The 17854-nt window shown below is 75.1% G+C and carries 17 protein-coding genes and 1 pseudogene; 13 read left to right on the top strand and 5 right to left on the bottom strand.

The genetic code is table 11. The features are described from left to right. A pseudogene (locus VE546_RS02500) lies at positions 1-208 on the top strand (KR domain-containing protein); the annotation flags it as partial. A 43-nt stretch (positions 209-251) separates the two neighbouring features. On the opposite strand, the gene VE546_RS02495 reads toward VE546_RS02500, so the two are convergent. Next, on the bottom strand, positions 252-1241 hold the full coding sequence (locus VE546_RS02495) for a GlxA family transcriptional regulator (RefSeq protein ID WP_324917547.1): 990 nt from the start codon (positions 1239-1241) through the stop codon (positions 252-254). Positions 1242-1398: 157 nt separating this feature from the next. Between VE546_RS02495 and VE546_RS02490 the strand changes: the two genes are divergently transcribed. Beyond that, on the top strand, positions 1399-2283 hold the full coding sequence (locus VE546_RS02490; RefSeq protein ID WP_324917545.1) for an NAD(P)-dependent oxidoreductase: 885 nt from the start codon (positions 1399-1401) through the stop codon (positions 2281-2283). Between the two features lie 76 nt (positions 2284-2359). Here VE546_RS02490 and VE546_RS02485 read toward each other — a convergent pair whose 3' ends face one another. Beyond that, complete coding sequence (locus VE546_RS02485) at positions 2360-2938, bottom strand: CGNR zinc finger domain-containing protein (RefSeq protein WP_324917552.1); 579 nt, start codon at positions 2936-2938, stop codon at positions 2360-2362. An 82-nt stretch (positions 2939-3020) separates the two neighbouring features. Here VE546_RS02485 and VE546_RS02480 point away from each other — a divergent pair, with 82 nt between their 5' ends. The 7 genes from VE546_RS02480 to VE546_RS02450 all read left to right on the top strand — a co-directional run bounded on the left by VE546_RS02480 (position 3021) and on the right by VE546_RS02450 (position 10547). Continuing rightward, on the top strand, positions 3021-4214 hold the full coding sequence (locus VE546_RS02480) for an MFS transporter (protein WP_324917542.1): 1194 nt from the start codon (positions 3021-3023) through the stop codon (positions 4212-4214). A 145-nt stretch (positions 4215-4359) separates the two neighbouring features. Further along, positions 4360-5337 (top strand): aldo/keto reductase, encoded by a 978-nt coding sequence (locus VE546_RS02475; protein ID WP_324917539.1) that lies wholly within the window; start codon positions 4360-4362, stop codon positions 5335-5337. 260 nt (positions 5338-5597) lie between these two features. Continuing rightward, a complete protein-coding gene (locus VE546_RS02470; RefSeq protein WP_324917536.1) occupies positions 5598-6800 on the top strand; it encodes a helix-turn-helix domain-containing protein in 1203 nt (400 codons plus the stop codon). A 100-nt stretch (positions 6801-6900) separates the two neighbouring features. Next, the gene (locus tag VE546_RS02465) at positions 6901-7836 is read left to right on the top strand and encodes an ACP S-malonyltransferase (RefSeq protein ID WP_324917533.1); all 936 of its coding nucleotides are present in this window, start codon (positions 6901-6903) and stop codon (positions 7834-7836) included. Between the two features lie 21 nt (positions 7837-7857). Continuing rightward, positions 7858-8892, top strand: coding sequence for a ketoacyl-ACP synthase III (locus VE546_RS02460; protein WP_324917530.1), 1035 nt, complete (start codon positions 7858-7860; stop codon positions 8890-8892). A gap of 55 nt (positions 8893-8947) precedes the next feature. Then, entirely contained in the window at positions 8948-9196 is a 249-nt protein-coding gene (locus VE546_RS02455; protein WP_324917528.1) for an acyl carrier protein, read from the top strand. Positions 9197-9284: 88 nt separating this feature from the next. Continuing rightward, positions 9285-10547, top strand: a complete 1263-nt coding sequence (locus VE546_RS02450) for a beta-ketoacyl-[acyl-carrier-protein] synthase II (RefSeq protein ID WP_324917525.1) — start codon at positions 9285-9287, stop codon at positions 10545-10547. Between the two features lie 94 nt (positions 10548-10641). On the opposite strand, the gene VE546_RS02445 is transcribed toward VE546_RS02450, so the two are convergent. Next, positions 10642-11592, bottom strand: a complete 951-nt coding sequence (locus VE546_RS02445) for a beta-ketoacyl-ACP synthase III (protein ID WP_324917522.1) — start codon at positions 11590-11592, stop codon at positions 10642-10644. A 114-nt stretch (positions 11593-11706) separates the two neighbouring features. Here VE546_RS02445 and VE546_RS02440 point away from each other — a divergent pair, with 114 nt between their 5' ends. Next, positions 11707-12369 (top strand): TetR/AcrR family transcriptional regulator, encoded by a 663-nt coding sequence (locus VE546_RS02440; protein ID WP_324917519.1) that lies wholly within the window; start codon positions 11707-11709, stop codon positions 12367-12369. On the opposite strand, the gene VE546_RS02435 is transcribed toward VE546_RS02440, so the two are convergent. Together VE546_RS02435 and VE546_RS02430 are read right to left on the bottom strand one after the other, a co-directional pair. Further along, on the bottom strand, positions 12327-13220 hold the full coding sequence (locus VE546_RS02435; RefSeq protein WP_324917516.1) for an NAD(P)-dependent oxidoreductase: 894 nt from the start codon (positions 13218-13220) through the stop codon (positions 12327-12329). The genes VE546_RS02440 and VE546_RS02435 overlap by 43 nt on opposite strands. Before the next feature lie 103 nt (positions 13221-13323). Further along, positions 13324-13818, bottom strand: a complete 495-nt coding sequence (locus tag VE546_RS02430) for a DUF3145 domain-containing protein (RefSeq protein ID WP_324917513.1) — start codon at positions 13816-13818, stop codon at positions 13324-13326. A 342-nt stretch (positions 13819-14160) separates the two neighbouring features. Here VE546_RS02430 and VE546_RS02425 point away from each other — a divergent pair, with 342 nt between their 5' ends. The 3 genes from VE546_RS02425 to VE546_RS02415 all read left to right on the top strand — a co-directional run bounded on the left by VE546_RS02425 (position 14161) and on the right by VE546_RS02415 (position 17589). After that, complete coding sequence (locus VE546_RS02425; protein WP_324917508.1) at positions 14161-15114, top strand: SGNH/GDSL hydrolase family protein; 954 nt, start codon at positions 14161-14163, stop codon at positions 15112-15114. Positions 15115-15238: 124 nt separating this feature from the next. Next, positions 15239-16399, top strand: coding sequence for a mandelate racemase/muconate lactonizing enzyme family protein (locus VE546_RS02420; protein WP_324917506.1), 1161 nt, complete (start codon positions 15239-15241; stop codon positions 16397-16399). Positions 16400-16596: 197 nt separating this feature from the next. Beyond that, positions 16597-17589, top strand: coding sequence for a zinc-dependent alcohol dehydrogenase (locus VE546_RS02415; protein WP_324917549.1), 993 nt, complete (start codon positions 16597-16599; stop codon positions 17587-17589). Positions 17590-17854: the final 265 nt, after the last annotated feature.

Here is a 17854-nt window from a genome sequence, read left to right as displayed (position 1 = left end):
GGTCGTCTACGACGACCTGCCCGCCGAGCAGTACCGGCGGATCCTCACCGACGCGGGCCTGCCCGCCTTCTTCGTGGACCTGCTGGTGGACTCCGAGGTCAAGATCTCCCAGGGCGCCCTGGCCCGGACCACCGGCGACCTGGCGGCCCTCCTGGGCCGGCCCGCCACCTCGCTGTCCGACGCCGTCGCCGAGGCCCTCAAGGGCTGACCGCGGGACGCCCCGGCGGAGCGGAGAGCGGGGGCCGGGGCGCCTACGGGACGGCGGACGTCCTGGGGAAGGCGCGGCGGTAGTCGCCCGGCGGGACCCCGACGTGCTTGAGGAAGTGGTGGCGGAGGTTGTTCGCCGTGCCGAGGCCGCTCAGTTCACCGACCTTCTCGACCGGCAGGTCCGTCGACTCCAGCAGGCTCTGGGCCTTCGCCAGGCGCTGGGCCAGGAGCCACTGGAGGGGCGTGGTGCCCGTGGCGGCCCGGAGCCGCCGGTGGAACGTGCGCGGGCTCATCGCCGCCCGCCGCGCCAGGTCCCCGACCGTCAGCGGTTCGTCCAGGTGCGCGCGGGCCCACTCCAGCACCGGCGCCAGGCTCTCGTCGTCGGTGGCGGGCACGGACAGGTCGACGAACTGGGCCTGGCCGCCCGGCCGGTGGGCGGGCACGACCATCCGGCGGGCGAGCTGGTTGGCGACGTGGGCGCCCAGATCGCGGCGTACGAGGTGGAGGCAGAGGTCGAGGCCGGCGGTGAGCCCGGCGCTGGTGAGCACGTCGCCGTTGTCGACGTACAGCACCGAGTCGTCGACCTCCACCTGCGGGTAGCGGGCGGCGAGTTGGGCGGTGTGCGCCCAGTGGGCGGTGGCGCGGCGGCCGTCGAGCAGGCCCGCCTCGGCGAGCGCGAAGGCGCCGGTGCACAGGGAGACCATGCGGGCGCCCGCGTCGTGCGCGCGGCGCAGGGCCTCGATCAGGTCCGGTGGCAGCGGTTCGCCGTCCTCGACGCAGGGATCGGGGACGGAGGGGACGACGACGGTGTCCGCGCCGACGATGTCGTCGAGGCCGTAGGGGGTCCGCACGGCCAGTCCCGTGCCGTCGGCGGGACCGTGCCCCGTTCCGCACAGCCGCAGGTCGTACCAGGGGTCGGCCAGGTCCGGCTGCGGCTTCCCGAAGACGGTGCAGGGGATGGCGAGTTCGTACAGGTCCCAGGAGGGGACCCCGATGCCCGCGGGCACGACCACGGCGACGGAACCGGCACCCATGCCCCGCAGCGTACGCCGGTGGCGGTGCGGCGGGGGCCGTGGCGGGAATTTGGTGCCGGACGTCACTCCTGTCACTGTTCCCGGCCGCCGTGCGCTGCGAGCGTGGTTCCCGACGTGATCGACCGCCACCGGCGGATAGATGCAGGGGAGTTGCGACATGACCGCGGACCGTCCGGCCGTGACCGTGCTGGGACTGGGATCGATGGGCTCGGCGTTGGCCGGCGCGCTGCTGGACCGGGGGCATCCGACCACCGTGTGGAACCGTTCGGCGCACAGGGCGGAGGCGCTCGCGGGCCGGGGGGCGGAGGCCGCCGCGACGGCCCGGGAGGCGGTCGCGGCGAGTCCGCTGGTCGTCGCCTGCGTACTGGACCACGACGCGCTGCACGCCGTCCTCGACCCCGTGGCCGGCACCCTGGCGGGCAGGACGCTGGTCAACCTCACCTCCGGCTCGCCCGAACAGGCCCGCGCCACCGCCGAGTGGGCGCGTTCGCACGGGGCCGACTACCTCGACGGGGCGATCATGACGACCCCGCCGGGGGTCGGCAGCCCGGAGATGATGTTCCTCTACAGCGGCCCGGAGGCCGTCTTCGAGGCCCACCGGCCGGCCCTGGCCACCCTGGGCGACCCTCTGTACCTGGGCGCCGACCCGGGGATGGCCTCCCTCCACGACGCCGCCCTGCTCGGTCTGATGTGGGCGACGCTGACCGGGTGGCTGCACGGCACCGCGCTGGTCGGTGCGGAGAAGACGGAGGCCACGGCGTTCACCCCCGTCGCCGTCCGCTGGCTGACCGCCGTGGCCGGCTTCATGACCACGTACGCCTCCCAGGTGGACGCCGGCCGCTACCCGGGCGACGACGCCACCGTCGACGTGCAGATCGCGGCGATCGACCACCTCCTCCACGCGGCCGGGGCCCGCGGCCTGGACAACGCGCTGCCGGAACTGCTGAAGGCCACCATGGAACGGGCGAAGGCCGCCGGGCACGGCCAGGACAGCTATGCGAGCGTGATCGAGGTCCTGCGCGGTCCGTCCGGCGGCAGGTGACCGCGCTCCCCGGTGCCGCCGGAGGCCGGCCGACGGCGCCGGGGAGCGTCCGGAGACGGCCGGCGCGGGCAGTGCCCTACGCGCCGTCCTGTGCGTCGTCCCGTGGGCTCTCCCGCCTGCGGCGGCGGTGGGCCGCGACGCGGGCGCGGGAGGCGCAGCCGGCCGAGCAGTAGCGGCGGGCGCTGCCGGGGCCGGTGCCCAGGTAGAAGGCGGAGCAGCCGGGGGCGGCGCACTCGCCCCAGGTGGCGCGGCCGTACTCGGTGATGATCTGGGCCAGCGCCAGGGCGCCGGACGCCAGGAGCCAGTCGGCCCAGCCCGCGTCCTCGCCCCGGTCGACGTGGAGGTGCCAGGGGTGGCGGCCGCCGTGCCGGGTCAGACGCGGGCGTGCGCCGCACTCGGCGAGGACCTCGTTGACGGCGCGGGCGGCCCGGTCGGTGTCGGTCTCGGCCAGGACACCGGCCATCCGGGCGGCGGCGGCCCGTACGGCCTCCGCCTGGGCCGGCGGGAACGCCTCCTCGGTGAGGTCCTCCGGGTCCTCCCCGTGCCGGACGAGCAGGTCGACCAGCGCCTTCCGGGGCAGGGCGGGGTCCTCACGGACCGCGTTGGCGAGGTCGACCAGCCGCCGGGCCGGCTGGAATCCCCGTCCGGTCACCATGTCGCTCACGGTCGGCTCCCTGTGTCTCCCGTCCCCAGGGTAACGTCTTTTTCACATATGGCGTTACATACGGGAGGCGCACGTGCGTCCGCGCACCGGGCTGAGGCCCTACCTGGCCACCGCACTCCTCGCCCGGCTCGCGGGGGAGGGCATGGCGGTCGCCGTGGTGATGCTGGCGGTGCACCGCACCGGCAGCGCGGCCCAGGGCGCGTTCGTGCTCACCGCGTGGATGGCGCCGCACGTCCTCGCCGCGCCGCTGACGGGCGCGCTCGCCGAGCGGGTGCGCAGCCCCCGGCTCTTCCACCTGGGCGCGCTGGGCGGCATGGCCGCGGGGATCGCGGCGCTGGCGGTGCTCGTCGGACGCGCTCCGGCGCCGGTGGTGCTGGCCGTCGCCGCGCTCGGCGGAAGCTGCGGGCCGGTGGCCACCGGCGGCCTGTCCAGCCTGGTGGCCCGGCTGGTCCCCGAGGGGGCCGGCCGCGACCGCGCGTACGCCCTGGACGCGGCGACGTACAACGCCGTGTCGGTGGCCGGGCCCGCCGTGGTGAGCACCGTCGCCGCCCTGGCCTCGCCCGGGCCGGCCGTGGCGCTGCTGGGCGTGTCGGCGGCCGGCGCGGCCGTCCTGGCGACCGCGCTGCCGTACGGGCGCCGCCCCGGCGCGGCCTCCGACGGGGCGGCGCCCGCGCCGACGACGCTGCGCGCCGACCTCGCGGCGGGCCTGGCGGCCGTGTGGCGCGTGCGCGAGCTGCGCGCGATCACCGCCGGGACCTGTCTGGCCTTCGTCGGCATCGGCGGTCTGGCCACCACCTCGGTGCTCCTCGCGGACGGCCGGGGCCGTCCGGACTCCGGGGGCGTGCTGATGACCGCGCTCGCCGCCGGGGCGCTCGCCGGTTCACTGGCGGCGGCCGGGCCGCTGCGGTCCTTCCCCGCCCGGCGCCTGGTCCCCGTCTGCCTGACCGGCACCGGCCTCGCCCTGGCCGGGGCCGCGGCCGCCCCCTCGTTCGCCGCGACGGTGGCGCTGTACGCCGCGGCGGGGGTGTTCGAGGGCCCGCTGCTGGGCGCCACCCTGCGCATCCGGGCCGCCCACGCCCCGGACCGGCTGCGGGCCCAGGTCTTCACCCTCGGCGCAGGGCTGAAGATCTCGGCGGCGGCCTGCGGGGCCGCCCTCGCCGGACTCGTCGCCGCGCTGCCCCCGCCGCTCCTCCTGCTCGGGATCGCCGCCCTCCAGCTCGCCGCGGCGCTCCTCCACCACCTCGTCCGGCGGACGCCACGGCCGTGACGTCCGGACCCGCCCGTCCCGGTGACGGCGGCGGGGGCCGCCCCGGCGGCGCGCGGGCGACGGGGAGTCCGGAAGGCCCGCCGTCCCGCCCCGGGCGCATAGCCTGGTCCGGCCCCACCGACGCGCACCGGGAAGGCCGCCGACCATGACCGCGAACCCCGCACCCCCGCACACGCCGCCCGCACGGATCGGGCTGGGCCTGGCCGCGGTCGGCCGGCCCGGCTACATCACCCTCGGACGCGAGCGCGACCTGCCCGCCGAGCGCACCGTCGCCGCGCTGCGCCGCCGCACCCGTGAACTCCTGGACCTCGCCTGGGCCCGCGGCGTCCGCTACGTCGACACCGCCCGCTCCTACGGCCGCGCCGAGGAGTTCCTCGCCGACTGGCTCCACAGCGGCGACGACCCCCGCGAGGACCTGGTCGTGGGCAGCAAGTGGGGCTACACCTACACCGCGGGCTGGTCCGTCGACGCCCCCGTCCACGAGGTCAAGGACCACGGCGTCGCCACCTTCGAACGGCAGCTCGCCGAGACCCGCGCGCTGCTCGGCGACCGGCTCGGGCTCTACCAGATCCACTCGGTCACGCCCGGCAGCACCGCCCTCACCGACACCGCCCTGCACCGCCGGCTCGCCGACCTGGCCGCCGAGGGCGTCACCGTGGGCCTGTCCACCAGCGGCCCGGCCCAGGGCGACGCCATCCGCGCCGCCCTGGAGGTCACCGTCGACGGCGAGCCGCTCTTCCGCAGCGTCCAGGCCACCTGGAACCCGCTGGAGCCCTCCGCCGGGCCGGCCCTGGCCGAGGCGCACGACGCGGGCCGCACGGTCATCGTCAAGGAGGCGCTGGCCAACGGGCGGCTCCTGCTGCCCGGCACTCCCCCGTACGCCGTCCTGGAGCCGATCGCCCGGGACACCGGCACGTCCTGCGACGCCGTCGCCCTGGCCGCGGCCCTCCACCAGCCCTGGGCCGACGTCGTCCTGTCCGGGGCGGTGACCACCCGCCAGCTCGCCGACAACCTGCGCGCCGCGGACGTGCGCCTGGACGGCGACCGGCTCGCGCGGATCGCCGCACTCGCCGAGTCCCCGGACGCCTACTGGTCGCACAGGTCCCGGCTCCCCTGGACCTGACGCCCGACGCGGCGCCCGCGCGCTCCGGTGCGGGGCCCGGGCCCTCGTCACCGGCGGGCCCGGACGGGCCGCGAACCACCCCCGGCCGCCGGGCCGGTGAGCGGGCGCCACCATCCGCCGGCGCCCGGGGAGTTGGGCGGTGCGCGTCCGGACCGCGGGGGGACCGGGCGTGCGCCCGGGTCCGGCCGCCCCCGGCCGGGCCTTGTACGGATCCGACACCCGGTCCTCACCGCGCCGTACCGATAAGGCAGTCTTGTCCCGTGCCCGAACCCACCGAGACCCCAGCACCCGACAAGCGGCGACCCCACCCGCACCCCGAGACGCTGCGGCGGCTGGAGCAGTCCTCCGGCAAGCTGGCCGCCGCCGCGCTCGCCCGGATGGGGGAGCAACTGCCGTGGTACCGCGCGATGCCGCCGGAGAACCGTTCGTGGATCGGGCTGGTGGCCCAGGCCGGCATCGCGGCGTTCACCGAGTGGTTCCGGCGCCCGGGGGCGCCGCAGGCGATCAGCACGGACGTGTTCGGGACCGCGCCGCGCGAGCTGACGCGCGCCATCACGCTGCGGCAGACGGTGGAGATGGTCCGCACCACCATCGACGTGGTGGAGGCGGCCATCGACGAGGTGGCCGCGCCCGGTGACGAGGGCGTGCTGCGCGAGGCGTTGCTCGTCTACGCCCGTGAAATAGCCTTCGCCACCGCCCAGGTGTACGCGCAGGCCGCCGAGGCGCGCGGCGCCTGGGACGCGCGGCTGGAGTCGCTGGTGGTCAACGCCGTGGTCTCCGGCGAGGCCGACGAGGGGGCCGTCTCCCGCGCCGCCGCGCTGGGCTGGAACTCCCCCGACCACGTCACCGTCGTGCTGGGCACCGCGCCCGACGGGGACAGCGAGCTGACCGTGGAGGCGATACGCCGCGCCGCCCGGTACGCCAAGCTCCAGGTGCTCACCGGGGTGTTGGGCAACCGCCTGGTGGTCATAGCGGGCGGCTCGGACGATCCGCTGGCCGTGGCCAAGGCGCTGATAGGCCCGTTCGCGGCCGGCCCGGTGGTGGCCGGGCCCGTGGTCGGCGACCTGCTGTCGGCGACGCGCTCGGCGCGGGCCGCCGCGGCCGGCCTGAAGGCGTGCGCGGCGTGGCCGGACGCGCCGCGTCCGGTGCTGGCGGACGACCTGCTGCCGGAGCGCGCGATGGCCGGGGACCCCACCGCGCGCACGCTGTTGGTGGAGGAGATCTACAGACCGCTCCAGGAAGCGGGTTCCGCCCTGCTGGAGACGCTCAGCGTCTACCTGGAGCAGGCCAGCAGTCTGGAGGGGGCGGCGCGCATGCTGTTCGTCCACCCCAACACCGTCCGCTACCGGCTGCGACGTGTGACGGACGTCACCGGCTGGTCACCGTCCGATGTGCGCTCGGCCTTCACCCTGCGCGTCGCCCTGATCCTCGGTCGTCTGGCTGATCACAGCGGGCGGATATAGTCGTGCCCGACAGTTTTGTCGGCCTTCGACAATTCCCCCGACCGTTCTTCGTGCCGGTCCCCACCGGCGGGGACCTCCGTCGACAAGAGAGAGTGAGAGAGTGCTCGTACTCGTCGCTCCCGGCCAGGGTGCCCAGTCACCCGGCTTCCTGACTCCTTGGCTCGAACTCCCCGGTGTCGCGGACCGGCTGCGGGAGTGGTCGGCCGCCATCGACCTCGATCTGGTGCACTACGGCACCGAGGCCGACGCCGAGCAGATCCGCGACACGGCCGTGGCCCAGCCGCTGCTGGTGGCCGCGGGGCTGGTCTCCGCGCAGGCGCTGCTGGACGGCGTCGGCAAGGACGTCCTCGGCGCGGTCGCCGGCCACAGCGTGGGCGAGCTGACCGCCGCCGCGATCGGCGAAGTCCTCACCCCCGAGGCCGCGATGACGCTCGTCCGCAAGCGCGGGCTGGCGATGGCGGAGGCCGCCGCCGTCACCGAGACCGGCATGTCCGCCGTGCTGGGCGGGGACCCGGAGGCGGTGACCGCCCACCTGGAGAAGCTGGGGCTCACTCCGGCCAACATCAACGGCGCCGGGCAGATCGTCGCCGCGGGCACCACCGAGCAGCTCGCCGCCCTGGCCGAGGACAAGCCGGAGGGGGCCCGGGTGCGCCCGCTGGCCGTCGCCGGCGCCTTCCACACCCACCACATGGCCCCGGCCGTCGCCGCCCTGGAGGAGGCGGTCAAGGGCGTCGAGGCGGGTGACCCGCGGGTCCGCTACGTCTCCAACCGGGACGGCCGGGTGGTCGCCGACGGCCGGGAGGTCGTGCAGCGGCTGGTGCACCAGGTCTCCAACCCCGTGCGCTGGGACCTGTGCATGGAGACCTTCAGGGAGCTGGGGGTCACCGCACTGATCGAGGTCTGCCCCGGCGGCACCCTCACCGGCCTGGCCAAGCGCGCCCTGCCGGGCGTGAAGACACTGGCCCTGAAGACCCCCGAGCACCTTGAGGCGGCCCGCGAGCTGATCGCCGAGCACGCCACCACGACGGTCGAGTAGCCGGATAGGAGCCCCGAGGACATGACCGCGAAGATCCGGCCCGCGAAGGGCGCCCCGTACGCGCGCATTCTCGGCGTCGGCGGCTACCGTCCGACCCGGGTGGTGCCGAACGAGGAGATCCTCAAGCACATCGACTCGTCCGACGAGTGGATCCGCTCCCGTTCCGGCATCGCCACCCGGCACTGGGCGGGCCCCGAGGAGACCGTCGCCGAGATGTCGCTCGCCGCGGCGGGCAAGGCCGTCGCGGACGCCGGGATCAACCCCGACCAGATCGGCGCGGTCATCATCTCGACCGTCTCCCACTTCAAGCAGACGCCCTCGATCGCCACCGAGATCGCCCACCGCCTGGGCACGGGCAAGGCCGCCGCCTTCGACATCTCCGCGGCCTGCGCGGGCTTCGGCTACGGATTGACCATCGCCAAGGGCCTGGTCGTGGACGGCAGCGCGGAGTACGTGCTGGTGGTCGGCGTCGAGCGGCTGTCGGACCTGACCGACCTTCAGGACCGTACGACCGCCTTCCTGTTCGGCGACGGCGCGGGGGCGGTCGTCGTCGGTCCGTCCGAGGAGCCCGCCATCGGCCCCACCGTCTGGGGCTCGGAGGGCGACAAGGCGGACGTCATCTCGCAGACCGTGCCGTGGGACGACTTCCGCGTCGGCGACGCGGCGCGGCTCCCGGTCGGCGAGGACGGCGCGCCGAAGTTCCCCGCCATCCGCCAGGAGGGCCAGACGGTCTTCCGCTGGGCCGTCTTCGAGATGGCGAAGGTCGCCCAGCAGGCGCTGGAGGCCGCGGGCGTCAGCGCCGACGACCTGGACGTCTTCATTCCGCACCAGGCCAACATGCGGATCATCGACTCGATGGTGAAGACCCTCAAACTGCCGGAGCACGTCACGGTCGCCCGTGACATCGAGACCACCGGCAACACCTCGGCCGCCTCGATCCCGCTCGCGATGGAGCGGCTCCTGGCGACCGGACAGGCGAAGAGCGGCGACACCGCACTCGTCATCGGCTTCGGGGCGGGTCTCGTCTACGCGGCAACGGTCGTTACCCTCCCCTAGTCGGTTCATCGCACCGCACACACCAGACGCAACACAACACGAAGGAGCGCCACGCATGGCCGCCACCAAGGAAGAGATCGTCGCCGGTCTCGCCGAGATCGTGAACGAGATCGCCGGCATCCCGGTCGAGGACGTCCAGCCGGAGAAGTCCTTCACCGACGACCTGGACGTCGACTCGCTGTCTATGGTCGAGGTCGTCGTCGCCGCCGAGGAGCGCTTCGGTGTGAAGATCCCGGACGACGACGTCAAGAACCTCAAGACCGTCGGCGACGCCGTGGACTACATCACCAGCCACCAGGACTGATCCGTCCCGGCACACGTCGGACGCGCCTGTCGCCACCCGCCGCGGTGGCGGAGAACCGCACATTCCTACCAGTGGAGACAGAATTCCTGTGAACGCGACCCAACACTCCGTGGTCGTCACCGGTATCGGCGCAACCACACCGCTGGGTGGCGACAGCGCATCGACGTGGGAGGGCCTGATCGCCGGCCGCTCCGGGGCCAGGCCCCTGGAGCAGGACTGGGCGGCCGAGCTGCCGGTGAAGATCGCCGCCCAGGCGGCGGTCGAACCGTCCGAGGTCCTGCCGCGTCCGCTGGCCCGCAAGCTGGACCGCTCGGCGCAGTTCGCCCTGATCGCCGCCCGCGAGGCGTGGGCCGACGCCGGGTACGAGGGCAAGGCCGGGGAGAACGGCCTGGTGGACCCCGACCGGCTCGGCACGGTCATCGCCTCCGGCATCGGCGGCGTCATCACGCTGCTCGACCAGTACGACGCGCTCCGGGACAAGGGCCCCCGCCGCGTCTCCCCGCACACCGTGCCGATGCTGATGCCCAACAGCCCGGCGGCCAACGTCGGCCTGGACGTGGGCGCCCAGGCGGGCGTGCACACCCCGGTCAGCGCCTGCGCCTCGGGTGCCGAGGCGATCGGCTACGCCGTGGAGATGATCCGCAGCGGACGTGCCGACGTGGTCGTCGCGGGCGGCACCGAGGCGGCCATCCACCCGCTGCCCATCGCGGCGTTCGCCAACATGATGGCGCTGTCCAAGAACGAGGGCGACCCCGCGAAGGTGTCGCGCCCCTTCGACAAGGCCCGGGACGGCTTCGTGCTCGGCGAGGGCGCGGGCGTCGTCGTGCTGGAGTCGGCCGAACACGCCGCCCGGCGCGGCGCGAAGGTCTACTGCGAGGTGCTGGGCCAAGGGCTGTCGGCGGACAGCCACCACATCGCCCAGCCCGAGCCGACCGGCCGGGGCATCGCCACCGCGCTGCAGAACCTGCTGGAGGCGACCGGCCTCCGGCCGTCGGAGCTGGTGCACCTCAACGCGCACGCCACCTCCACCCCGCAGGGCGACGTCGCCGAGGTCAAGGCGCTGCGCAAGGTCCTGGGCGCCGATCTGGACCATGTGGCCGTCTCCGCCACCAAGTCCATGACCGGTCACCTGCTGGGCGGCGCGGGCGGCGTGGAGACGGTGGCGACGGTGCTGGCGCTGCACCACCGCACGGCCCCGCCGACCATCAACGTCGACGAGCTCGACGAGGAGGTCGACGCCGACATCGTGCGCGGCCGGGCCCGCCCGCTGGGCGAGGGCCGGATCGCCGCGATCAACAACTCCTTCGGCTTCGGCGGCCACAACGTCGTCCTGGCCTTCCGCACGGTCTGACGCCGCAGTCCCGCACCGCGGCGGGAAAAGCCTCCCCGAGGGGGCCACCGGGCACGTCCCGGTGGCCCCCTCGGCCGTCCGTGTGCCCGGGGCGTCAGGGACAGGCGACGACCTGTCCGGCCCAGGAGAGTCCGCCGCCGAAGGCGAACAGCAGCACGGGCGCGCCCGGTTCGATCGCGCGGCGCTCGACGAGCTTGGAGAGGGCGAGCGGGACGGAGGCGGCCGAGGTGTTGCCGGAGTCCACCACGTCGCGCGCCACGACCGCGCCGGTGGCGCCGAGCCGCCGGACCAGGGCCTCGATGATCCGCAGGTTGGCCTGGTGGGTGACGATCCCGCCGAGCCGGCCGGGGGTGGTGCCGGCCCTCGCGCAGGCCCGCTCGATCAGGGGGACCAGTTCGGTGGTGGCCCAGCGGAAGACGGTCTGGCCCTCCTGTGCGAAGCGCGGCTGCCAGGCGCCCCGGAGCCGTACGGCGTCGCCGCGCGAGGGGTCGGAGCCCCAGACGACGGGGCCGATGCCCGGGGTGCCGGAGGCGGACCGGTCGGCGCTGACCACGGCCGCGCCCGCGCCGTCGCCGAGGAGGACGCAGGTGGAGCGGTCGGTCCAGTCGGTGACGTCGGACATCTTCTCGGCGCCGATGACCAGGGCGTGCCGTGCGGCCCCGGCCCGCAGGGAGTGGTCGGCGGTGGCCAGGGCGGTGGTGAAGCCCGCGCAGCCGTTGTTGAGGTCGAAGGCGACGGCGTCGGGTATGCCCAGGCGGCCGGCGACCTCGGCGGCGGTGGAGGGGCAGCGGTCCCTCGCCGAGCAGGTGGCGACGGTGACCAGGCCGATGTCGGCCGGGTCGAGTCCGGCCGCGGCCAGGGCCTTGCCCGCCGCGGCGGCGGCCAGGTCGGCGACGGACTCCTCGCGGGCGATGCGCCGGGTGACGATGCCGGTCCGCTGCCGGATCCACTCGTCGCTGGTGTCCACCATCCCCGCCAGGTCGTCGTTGGTCAGCACGTGGTCGGGCTGGTGGTGGCCCAGGGCGGTGATGCGGGTCGGATGCACGGCGGTCCTCCTCGGCTCGGCCTTGACGCGGCCTTCGGCTCGGCAGTGCACCGACCTTATAGCGACCGATCGGTCGGACTCTATAACTTCCCGGTTCTCGGTACGATGGCCTCCGTGAGCCCCCGCAGATCCGCCGCCGAAGCCCGCCGCACCCGTGAGCGGATCATCGAGCGCGGCGTCGCCCTCGCCTCCCTGGAGGGGCTGGAGGGGCTGACGATCGGACGGCTCGCCGCCGACCTGGGCATCAGCAAGTCCGGCCTGCTGGGCCACTTCGGCACCAAGGAGGCGTTGCAGCTCGCGGCCCTGGAGCGGGCGGCGGTGATCTTCGACCGCGAGGTCTGGCGCCCCGCGGCGGACGCCGAGCCGGGGCTGGCGCGGCTGCGCGCGGTCTGCGCGGCGTGGATCTCGTACCTGGAGCGCGGGGTGTTCCCGGGCGGCTGCCTCTTCGTCGCCTCCACGTTCGAGTACGACGGCCGCGGCGGGCCCGTACGGGATCTGCTGCGGCGTCAGTTCGGCGCGTGGCGGCGCCGCCTGTCGGCGGACGTGAGGGTGGCCGCCGGGCGCGGTGAACTGCCCCCGGACAGCGATCCGGAGCAGATCGTGTTCGAGCTGAACGGCATCCTGATGAGCCTGAACCACACCATCCAGCTCTACGGCGGCACCGGGGCCGCCGTCCGCGCCCGGCGCGCGGTGGACCGGTTGCTTCCGCCCCCGTCGTCCGGTCCCGTCGGCCCTCAGGAGCCCGGGGAGGGGGGCGCTCCGTCGAAGCCGGCGTAGTACGAGGCCGCCATGTCCTCGTCGCCGTGGCCCTGTTCGGCGGCGCGCCGGAAGCGCTCGGCGCCCGCCTCCGCCACGTCCATCCGCACCCCGGCCGACCGGCCCGCCTCGACGATCAGCCGGGCGTCCTTCTCGGCGGTGCGGACGGCGAAGCTGGGGGTGAAGTCGCCGGAGCGGATGACCTCGGCCTTCATCCGCAGGTAGCCCATGTCGAGCCCGCCGCCGGCGATCGTGTCCAGGAAGTCCTGCGGGTCGACGCCCAGCCCCCGGGCGAGGGCGAGCGTCTCGGCGGCGCCGTGGTTGACCGCGAGCACCCAGGAGTTGCAGACCAGCTTCAGCCGGGTCGCGTCGCCCGGCCGGTCGCCGAGCCAGCGGACGCGGGCGGCGAGGGCGTCCAGCACGGGGGCGAGGGGCTCGCGCGCCTCGTCCGGCCCGGCCGCCAGCACCGTCAGCCGCCCCTCCTCGGCGGGCTCGCGGGTGCCCAGGACGGGCGCGTCCACGAAGACCAGCCCCCTTTCGCGGGCGAGGCCGGTCAGCGCGGGCAGCGCGTCGAGCCCGGTGGTGGTGCACTGGAGCCAGACCGTGCCGGGCCGCGGGCCGGGGGCGGCGGCGCGCAGGGCGTCGAGGACGGCGGGGCCGTCGTGGACCATGGTGAGCACCACGTCGGCGCCCTCGACCGCCTCGGCGGCGGTCGCGGTGACGCGGGCGCCGGCGGCGGCCAGCGGTTCGGCACGGGCGGGGGTGCGGTTCCAGGCGCTGACGGCCAGCCCGGCGCGCAGCAGGCTGCGGGCCATCGCCGCACCCATGATGCCGGTGCCCAGGACCGCCACGGATGTCGGTTGGGATGTCATGCCGGGGACCGTACGGCCTGCGGGCGCGCCCGGGGGCGCGCGACGCGGCCGTGCGCGGGGCCGGGCACCGCGGCGGGACGGCGGAACCGGAGCCGACGGGGCGTCAGACCACCTGGTGCAGCCAGCGCACCGGGGCGCCCTCGCCCGCGTAGCGGAAGGGCTCCAACTCGTCGTCCCAGGGCTTGCCGAGCAGCTTGGCGATCTCCGACTCCAGGTCGGTCTCACCGCGCGCGGCGCGTTCCAGCGCGGCGCGCAGCCGGTCCTCGGGGATGAGGATGTCGCCGTGCAGACCGGTCACCGCATGGAAGATGCCCAGGTCGGGAGTGGAACTGTAGCGCTCGCCCTCGGCCGTGGAGCACGGCTCGGAGGTCACCTCGAAGCGGAGCAGGCGCCAGCCGCGCAGCGCGGAGGCGAGCTTGGAGGCGGTGCCGGGCTCACCCTGCCAGGAGAGCTCCGCCCGCCAGGTGCCCGGCGAGGCGGGCTGCTTGATCCAGTCGAGGCTGACGCGGGTGCCGAGCACCCCTGCGACGGCCCATTCGACGTGCGGGCACAGCGCGCGGGGAGCGGAGTGCACGTACAGAACTCCACGTGTCGTCACCGGGACCTCCTGTCCGGTTCGGGCGCGGCCTTCCGCGGCGGCCTCGAATCCCTACCGGTCGTGCGCCGGACCGGCACTTGACATCTTGTCCCATCGGCCACGTGTCCTCCAGATCCCGAGGTTACGAACAGTAAACACTATCCGTGCCGATTCTCCCTAAAAGGGACATCAAGTGACGCGATGTAATCTGTCAATTGTGTCCAGTGGCCATTTTCGGACCGTCGCGGAAAAAGCTACCGTGCCACGGCACGCAAAGGGTGACGTACCGTCGAACAGGGCGGTCAACCCACCCGACCGAACCATCACCCCACCGGGAGCCGGGAAGGAACGGGGGGAGCAGACGTGCGGGACAGCGCGCCGCCCGGCCGTGCGCCGGGCCGTCCGCCGGGCGCCGCCCGGGTCCGCGGCGGGCGGCTCGTGCTCGGCGCGTGCGCCGTCGTCGCCGTCGTCGTGGCGCTCGTCGTGCTGGCCGTCTCGTGCGGCACCCCGGACGACGGCGCGGCGCCCGGCTCCCGGCGCGCCTCCCCCGCCGCCCGCCCCTCGCCCTCGCCCGTGTGGGACACCGATCCCGACTCGCTGGCGGCCCTGGGCGATTCGATCACCCGCGCCTACGACGCCTGCTCGCTGCTGGCCGACTGCCCCGAGGCGTCCTGGGCGACCGGCTCCTCCCCCGAGGTGGACAGCCTGGCGCGGCGGCTGGGCGTCCCGGCCGCCGCGCGCTGGAACCTCGCCCGCTCCGGTGCCCTGATGGCCGACCTGCCCGCCCAGGCGCGGCGGGCGGCGGCGCACCGGCCGGACCTGGTCACGGTGCTGATCGGCGCGAACGACGCCTGCCGGCCGACCGTCGCGCGGATGACGCCGGTGGCCGCCTTCCGCGCCGACTTCGCCGAGGCGCTGCGCGTGCTGCGCCGGGCCTCGCCCAGGACCCAGGTGTACGTGGCCAGCGTGCCGGACCTGGAGCGGCTGTGGTCCCAGGGGCGGTCCCACCCGCTGGCCGCGCGGGTGTGGGAGCTGGGCATCTGCCCGTCGATGCTGGCCGACGCGGACGCCGTGGACGCCGCGGCGGTGGAGCGCCGCGCGGCGGTGGCCGGGCGGGTGCGGGCGTACAACGCCGCGCTGGAGGAGGTCTGCGCGCGCGACGCCCGCTGCCGCTACGACGGCGGGGCCGTCCACGCGTACCGCTTCACCACCCGGGAACTGAGCGTCTGGGACTGGTTCCACCCCGGTCAGGCGGGCCAGCGCAGGCTCGCCGAGATCGCCCACCGCCGGGTGGCGGCCGGGCGTCCGCCCTCCTGAACGGACGGCGGGCCGCCGCGGATCTCCGTACGGACCATTGACGCCGGTCAGGGCGGCTCACTACATTCTCGCCAGCATTTCGAACGGATGACGAAATCTCGAACAGCGTAGAGGGGCAGCCGCTGTGCGCATCACCGGAATCAGCACCCATGTCGTCGGTACCCCCTGGCGCAACCTGACCTACGTCCAGGTGCACACCGACGAGGGCCTCACCGGCGTCGGCGAGACGCGGATGCTGGGACACACCGACGCGCTGATCGGCTACCTGCGCGAGGCCGAGGCCAACCACATCGCCGGCTCCGACCCCTTCGCCGTCGAGGACCTGGTGCGGCGCATGAAGTACGGCGACTACGGGCGGGCCGGGGAGATCGTGATGTCCGGCATCGCGGTCGTGGAGATGGCCTGCTGGGACATCAAGGGCAAGGCACTGGGCGTACCCGTCTGGCAGTTGCTCGGCGGGAAGGTCACCGACCGGGTCAAGGCGTACGCCAACGGCTGGTACACCGTCGAGCGCACCCCCGAGGCGTTCCACGAGGCGGCCCTGAGGGTCGTCGAGCGCGGTTACCGGGCGCTCAAGCTCGATCCGTTCGGCACCGGCCACTTCGAGCTGGACCGCGCCGAGACGCTGCGCTCGGTCTCCCTGGTGGAGGCCGTGCGGGACGCGATCGGGCCGGATGTCGAACTGCTGCTGGAGATGCACGGCCGGTTCAGCCCCGCCACCGCCGTCCGCATCGCCCGCGAGGTCGCGCCCTTCGAGCCGGGCTGGCTGGAGGAGCCGGTGCCGCCGGAGAACCTCAAGGCCCTGGCCAAGGTCGCCGACAAGGTGGACCTGCCCATCGCCACCGGCGAACGCATCCACGACCGGATCGAGTTCCGCGAGCTGTTCGAGTCGCAGGCCGCCGACATCATCCAGCCCGACCTCGGCCACCTCGGCGGCATCCTGGAGACCCGCAAGCTCGCCGCCACCGCCGAGACCCACTACGTGATGGTCGCGCCGCACAACGTCGGCGGCTCGGTGCTCACCGCCGCCTCCCTGCAACTGGCGGGCTGCACCCCGAACTTCAAGATCCTGGAGCACTTCAACGACTTCGCGGACGCCGAGATCAAGAAGGTGGTCAAGGGCGCGCCGGAGGTCGTGGACGGCTACTTCGCCCTCCCCGACGCGCCCGGCCTGGGCGTGGAGCTGGACACCGACGCGGCGGCGGAGTTCCCCCAGCAGCAGGCCCGGTTCGACCTGTGGGCCGAGGGCTGGGAGAAGCGGAAACCGCGCGGGACGCGGGCGTGACGCGCGGAGCGCCGCGGGAGCGCACGGGTCGCACGCGCGTACGGAGCGCGCGGCGCGGGGAGGATGCAGCGGTGAACACACCGGCACACGACCAGGCTTGGGACCGGGACCGGGACCGGGACCGGGAGCGGGGAGGTCCGGCGCGGGACGGCGCCGGGCGCACCGGCCGCGCAGACCGCACCGGCCGCGCCGTCCTCGTGGAACGGCCCGGCGCCCACCGGCTGGTGGAGGTGGAACGCACCGGGCCCGGCCCCGGTGAGGCGCGGGTGGCCGTGTACGCGGCCGGGGTCTGCGCCAGCGACCGCGAGGTGTACGCCGGGACGCGCGCCGAGGGCTACGTCCGCTACCCCGTCGTCCCCGGCCACGAGTGGTCCGGCACGGTGGAGGCCGTCGGGGACGGCGTCGATCCGGCGCTGGTGGGCCGGAAGGTGGTGGGCGAGGGGTTCCGCGCCTGCCTGGTCTGCGACCGCTGCCGGGAGGGCGCCACCAGCCTGTGCGACGGCGGCTACGACGAGACCGGCTTCACCCGGCCCGGCGCCTTCGCCGACACCCTCACCCTGCCCGCCCGGCTGCTGCACGTCCTGCCCGACGGGGCCGACCTGCGCTCCGCCGCGCTGCTGGAGCCGGCCGCCGTGGCCGCCGAGGCGGTCCTGGCGGGGGCGCCCCTGCCCGGGGAGCGGATCGCCGTGGTCGGCGCGGGCACGCTCGGCCTGCTGGCGGTCCAGTTGCTGGCCGCCTTCTCCCCCGCCGAGCTGCTGGTGGTCGATCCGCGGGTGGGGCGCGCCGAGCGGGCGCTGCCGATGGGCGCCACCGGGGCGCGCACCCCGTCGGCCGCCGGGGAACTGCGGGGCCGCTACGACCTGGTGGTGGAGTCCGCGGGCGCGCCCACCACCGCGCACGACTCCTGCCTGCTGGCCCGGCGCGGCGGCCGGGTGGTCCTGACCGGTCTGCCCGGACCGGGCGCGCGGGGCATCGACCCCATCGGCCTGACCGTCGGCCGGCTCACCGTCCACACCGTCTTCGGCGCTCCGCCCGCCGCCTGGGCACACGCCGTGCGGGCCTTCGGCGCGGGTCTGCTGGCGCCCGCGCCCCTGATCACCCACGAGCTGCCGCTGGACGGCTTCGCCGAGGCCGTCGCGCTGGTCGGCAGCGGCGACCCCGACGTCGGCAAGGTCCTGCTGCGGCCCTGACCGGCCCGTCCGTCCCCGCCCCCACCCCCGCCTCCTTCCCCGGCCCCCGACTCCCGCCCCGATCCCGCCCCCGACTCCGAACGCCGTACGACACACCGAACCTGGGAGCACCGTGACCGAAGCGTCCACTCCACCGCCCGCCTCGCCCCCCGGCCCGCGCCGCCCCGGTGATGCCGCCCTGGCCGCCCTCGGCCACCCCGTCCCGCCCCACGACCCCGCCGGCGCCTCCCCGCACACCTTCCCCGACGGCGGCACCTGGCGCACC

It is taken from the genome of Streptomyces sp. (assembly GCF_035644915.1).
GTDB lineage: Bacteria > Actinomycetota > Actinomycetes > Streptomycetales > Streptomycetaceae > Streptomyces.
The sequence above is the reverse complement of the archived record's forward strand: the minus strand, read 5'-3'. Positions and strand labels throughout refer to the sequence as shown.

Bases quoted from the DNA above. Each gene is read 5' to 3' on its own strand.
- VE546_RS02495 (WP_324917547.1), bottom strand. From the start codon at position 1,241: ATGGGTGCCGGTTCCGTCGCCGTGGTCGTGCCCGCGGGCATCGGGGTC.
- VE546_RS02490 (WP_324917545.1), top strand. From the start codon at position 1,399: ATGACCGCGGACCGTCCGGCCGTGACCGTGCTGGGACTGGGATCGATG.
- VE546_RS02485 (WP_324917552.1), bottom strand. From the start codon at position 2,938: ATGGTGACCGGACGGGGATTCCAGCCGGCCCGGCGGCTGGTCGACCTC.
- VE546_RS02475 (WP_324917539.1), top strand. From the start codon at position 4,360: ATGACCGCGAACCCCGCACCCCCGCACACGCCGCCCGCACGGATCGGG.
- VE546_RS02460 (WP_324917530.1), top strand. From the start codon at position 7,858: ATGACCGCGAAGATCCGGCCCGCGAAGGGCGCCCCGTACGCGCGCATT.
- VE546_RS02455 (WP_324917528.1), top strand. From the start codon at position 8,948: ATGGCCGCCACCAAGGAAGAGATCGTCGCCGGTCTCGCCGAGATCGTG.
- VE546_RS02435 (WP_324917516.1), bottom strand. From the start codon at position 13,220: ATGACATCCCAACCGACATCCGTGGCGGTCCTGGGCACCGGCATCATG.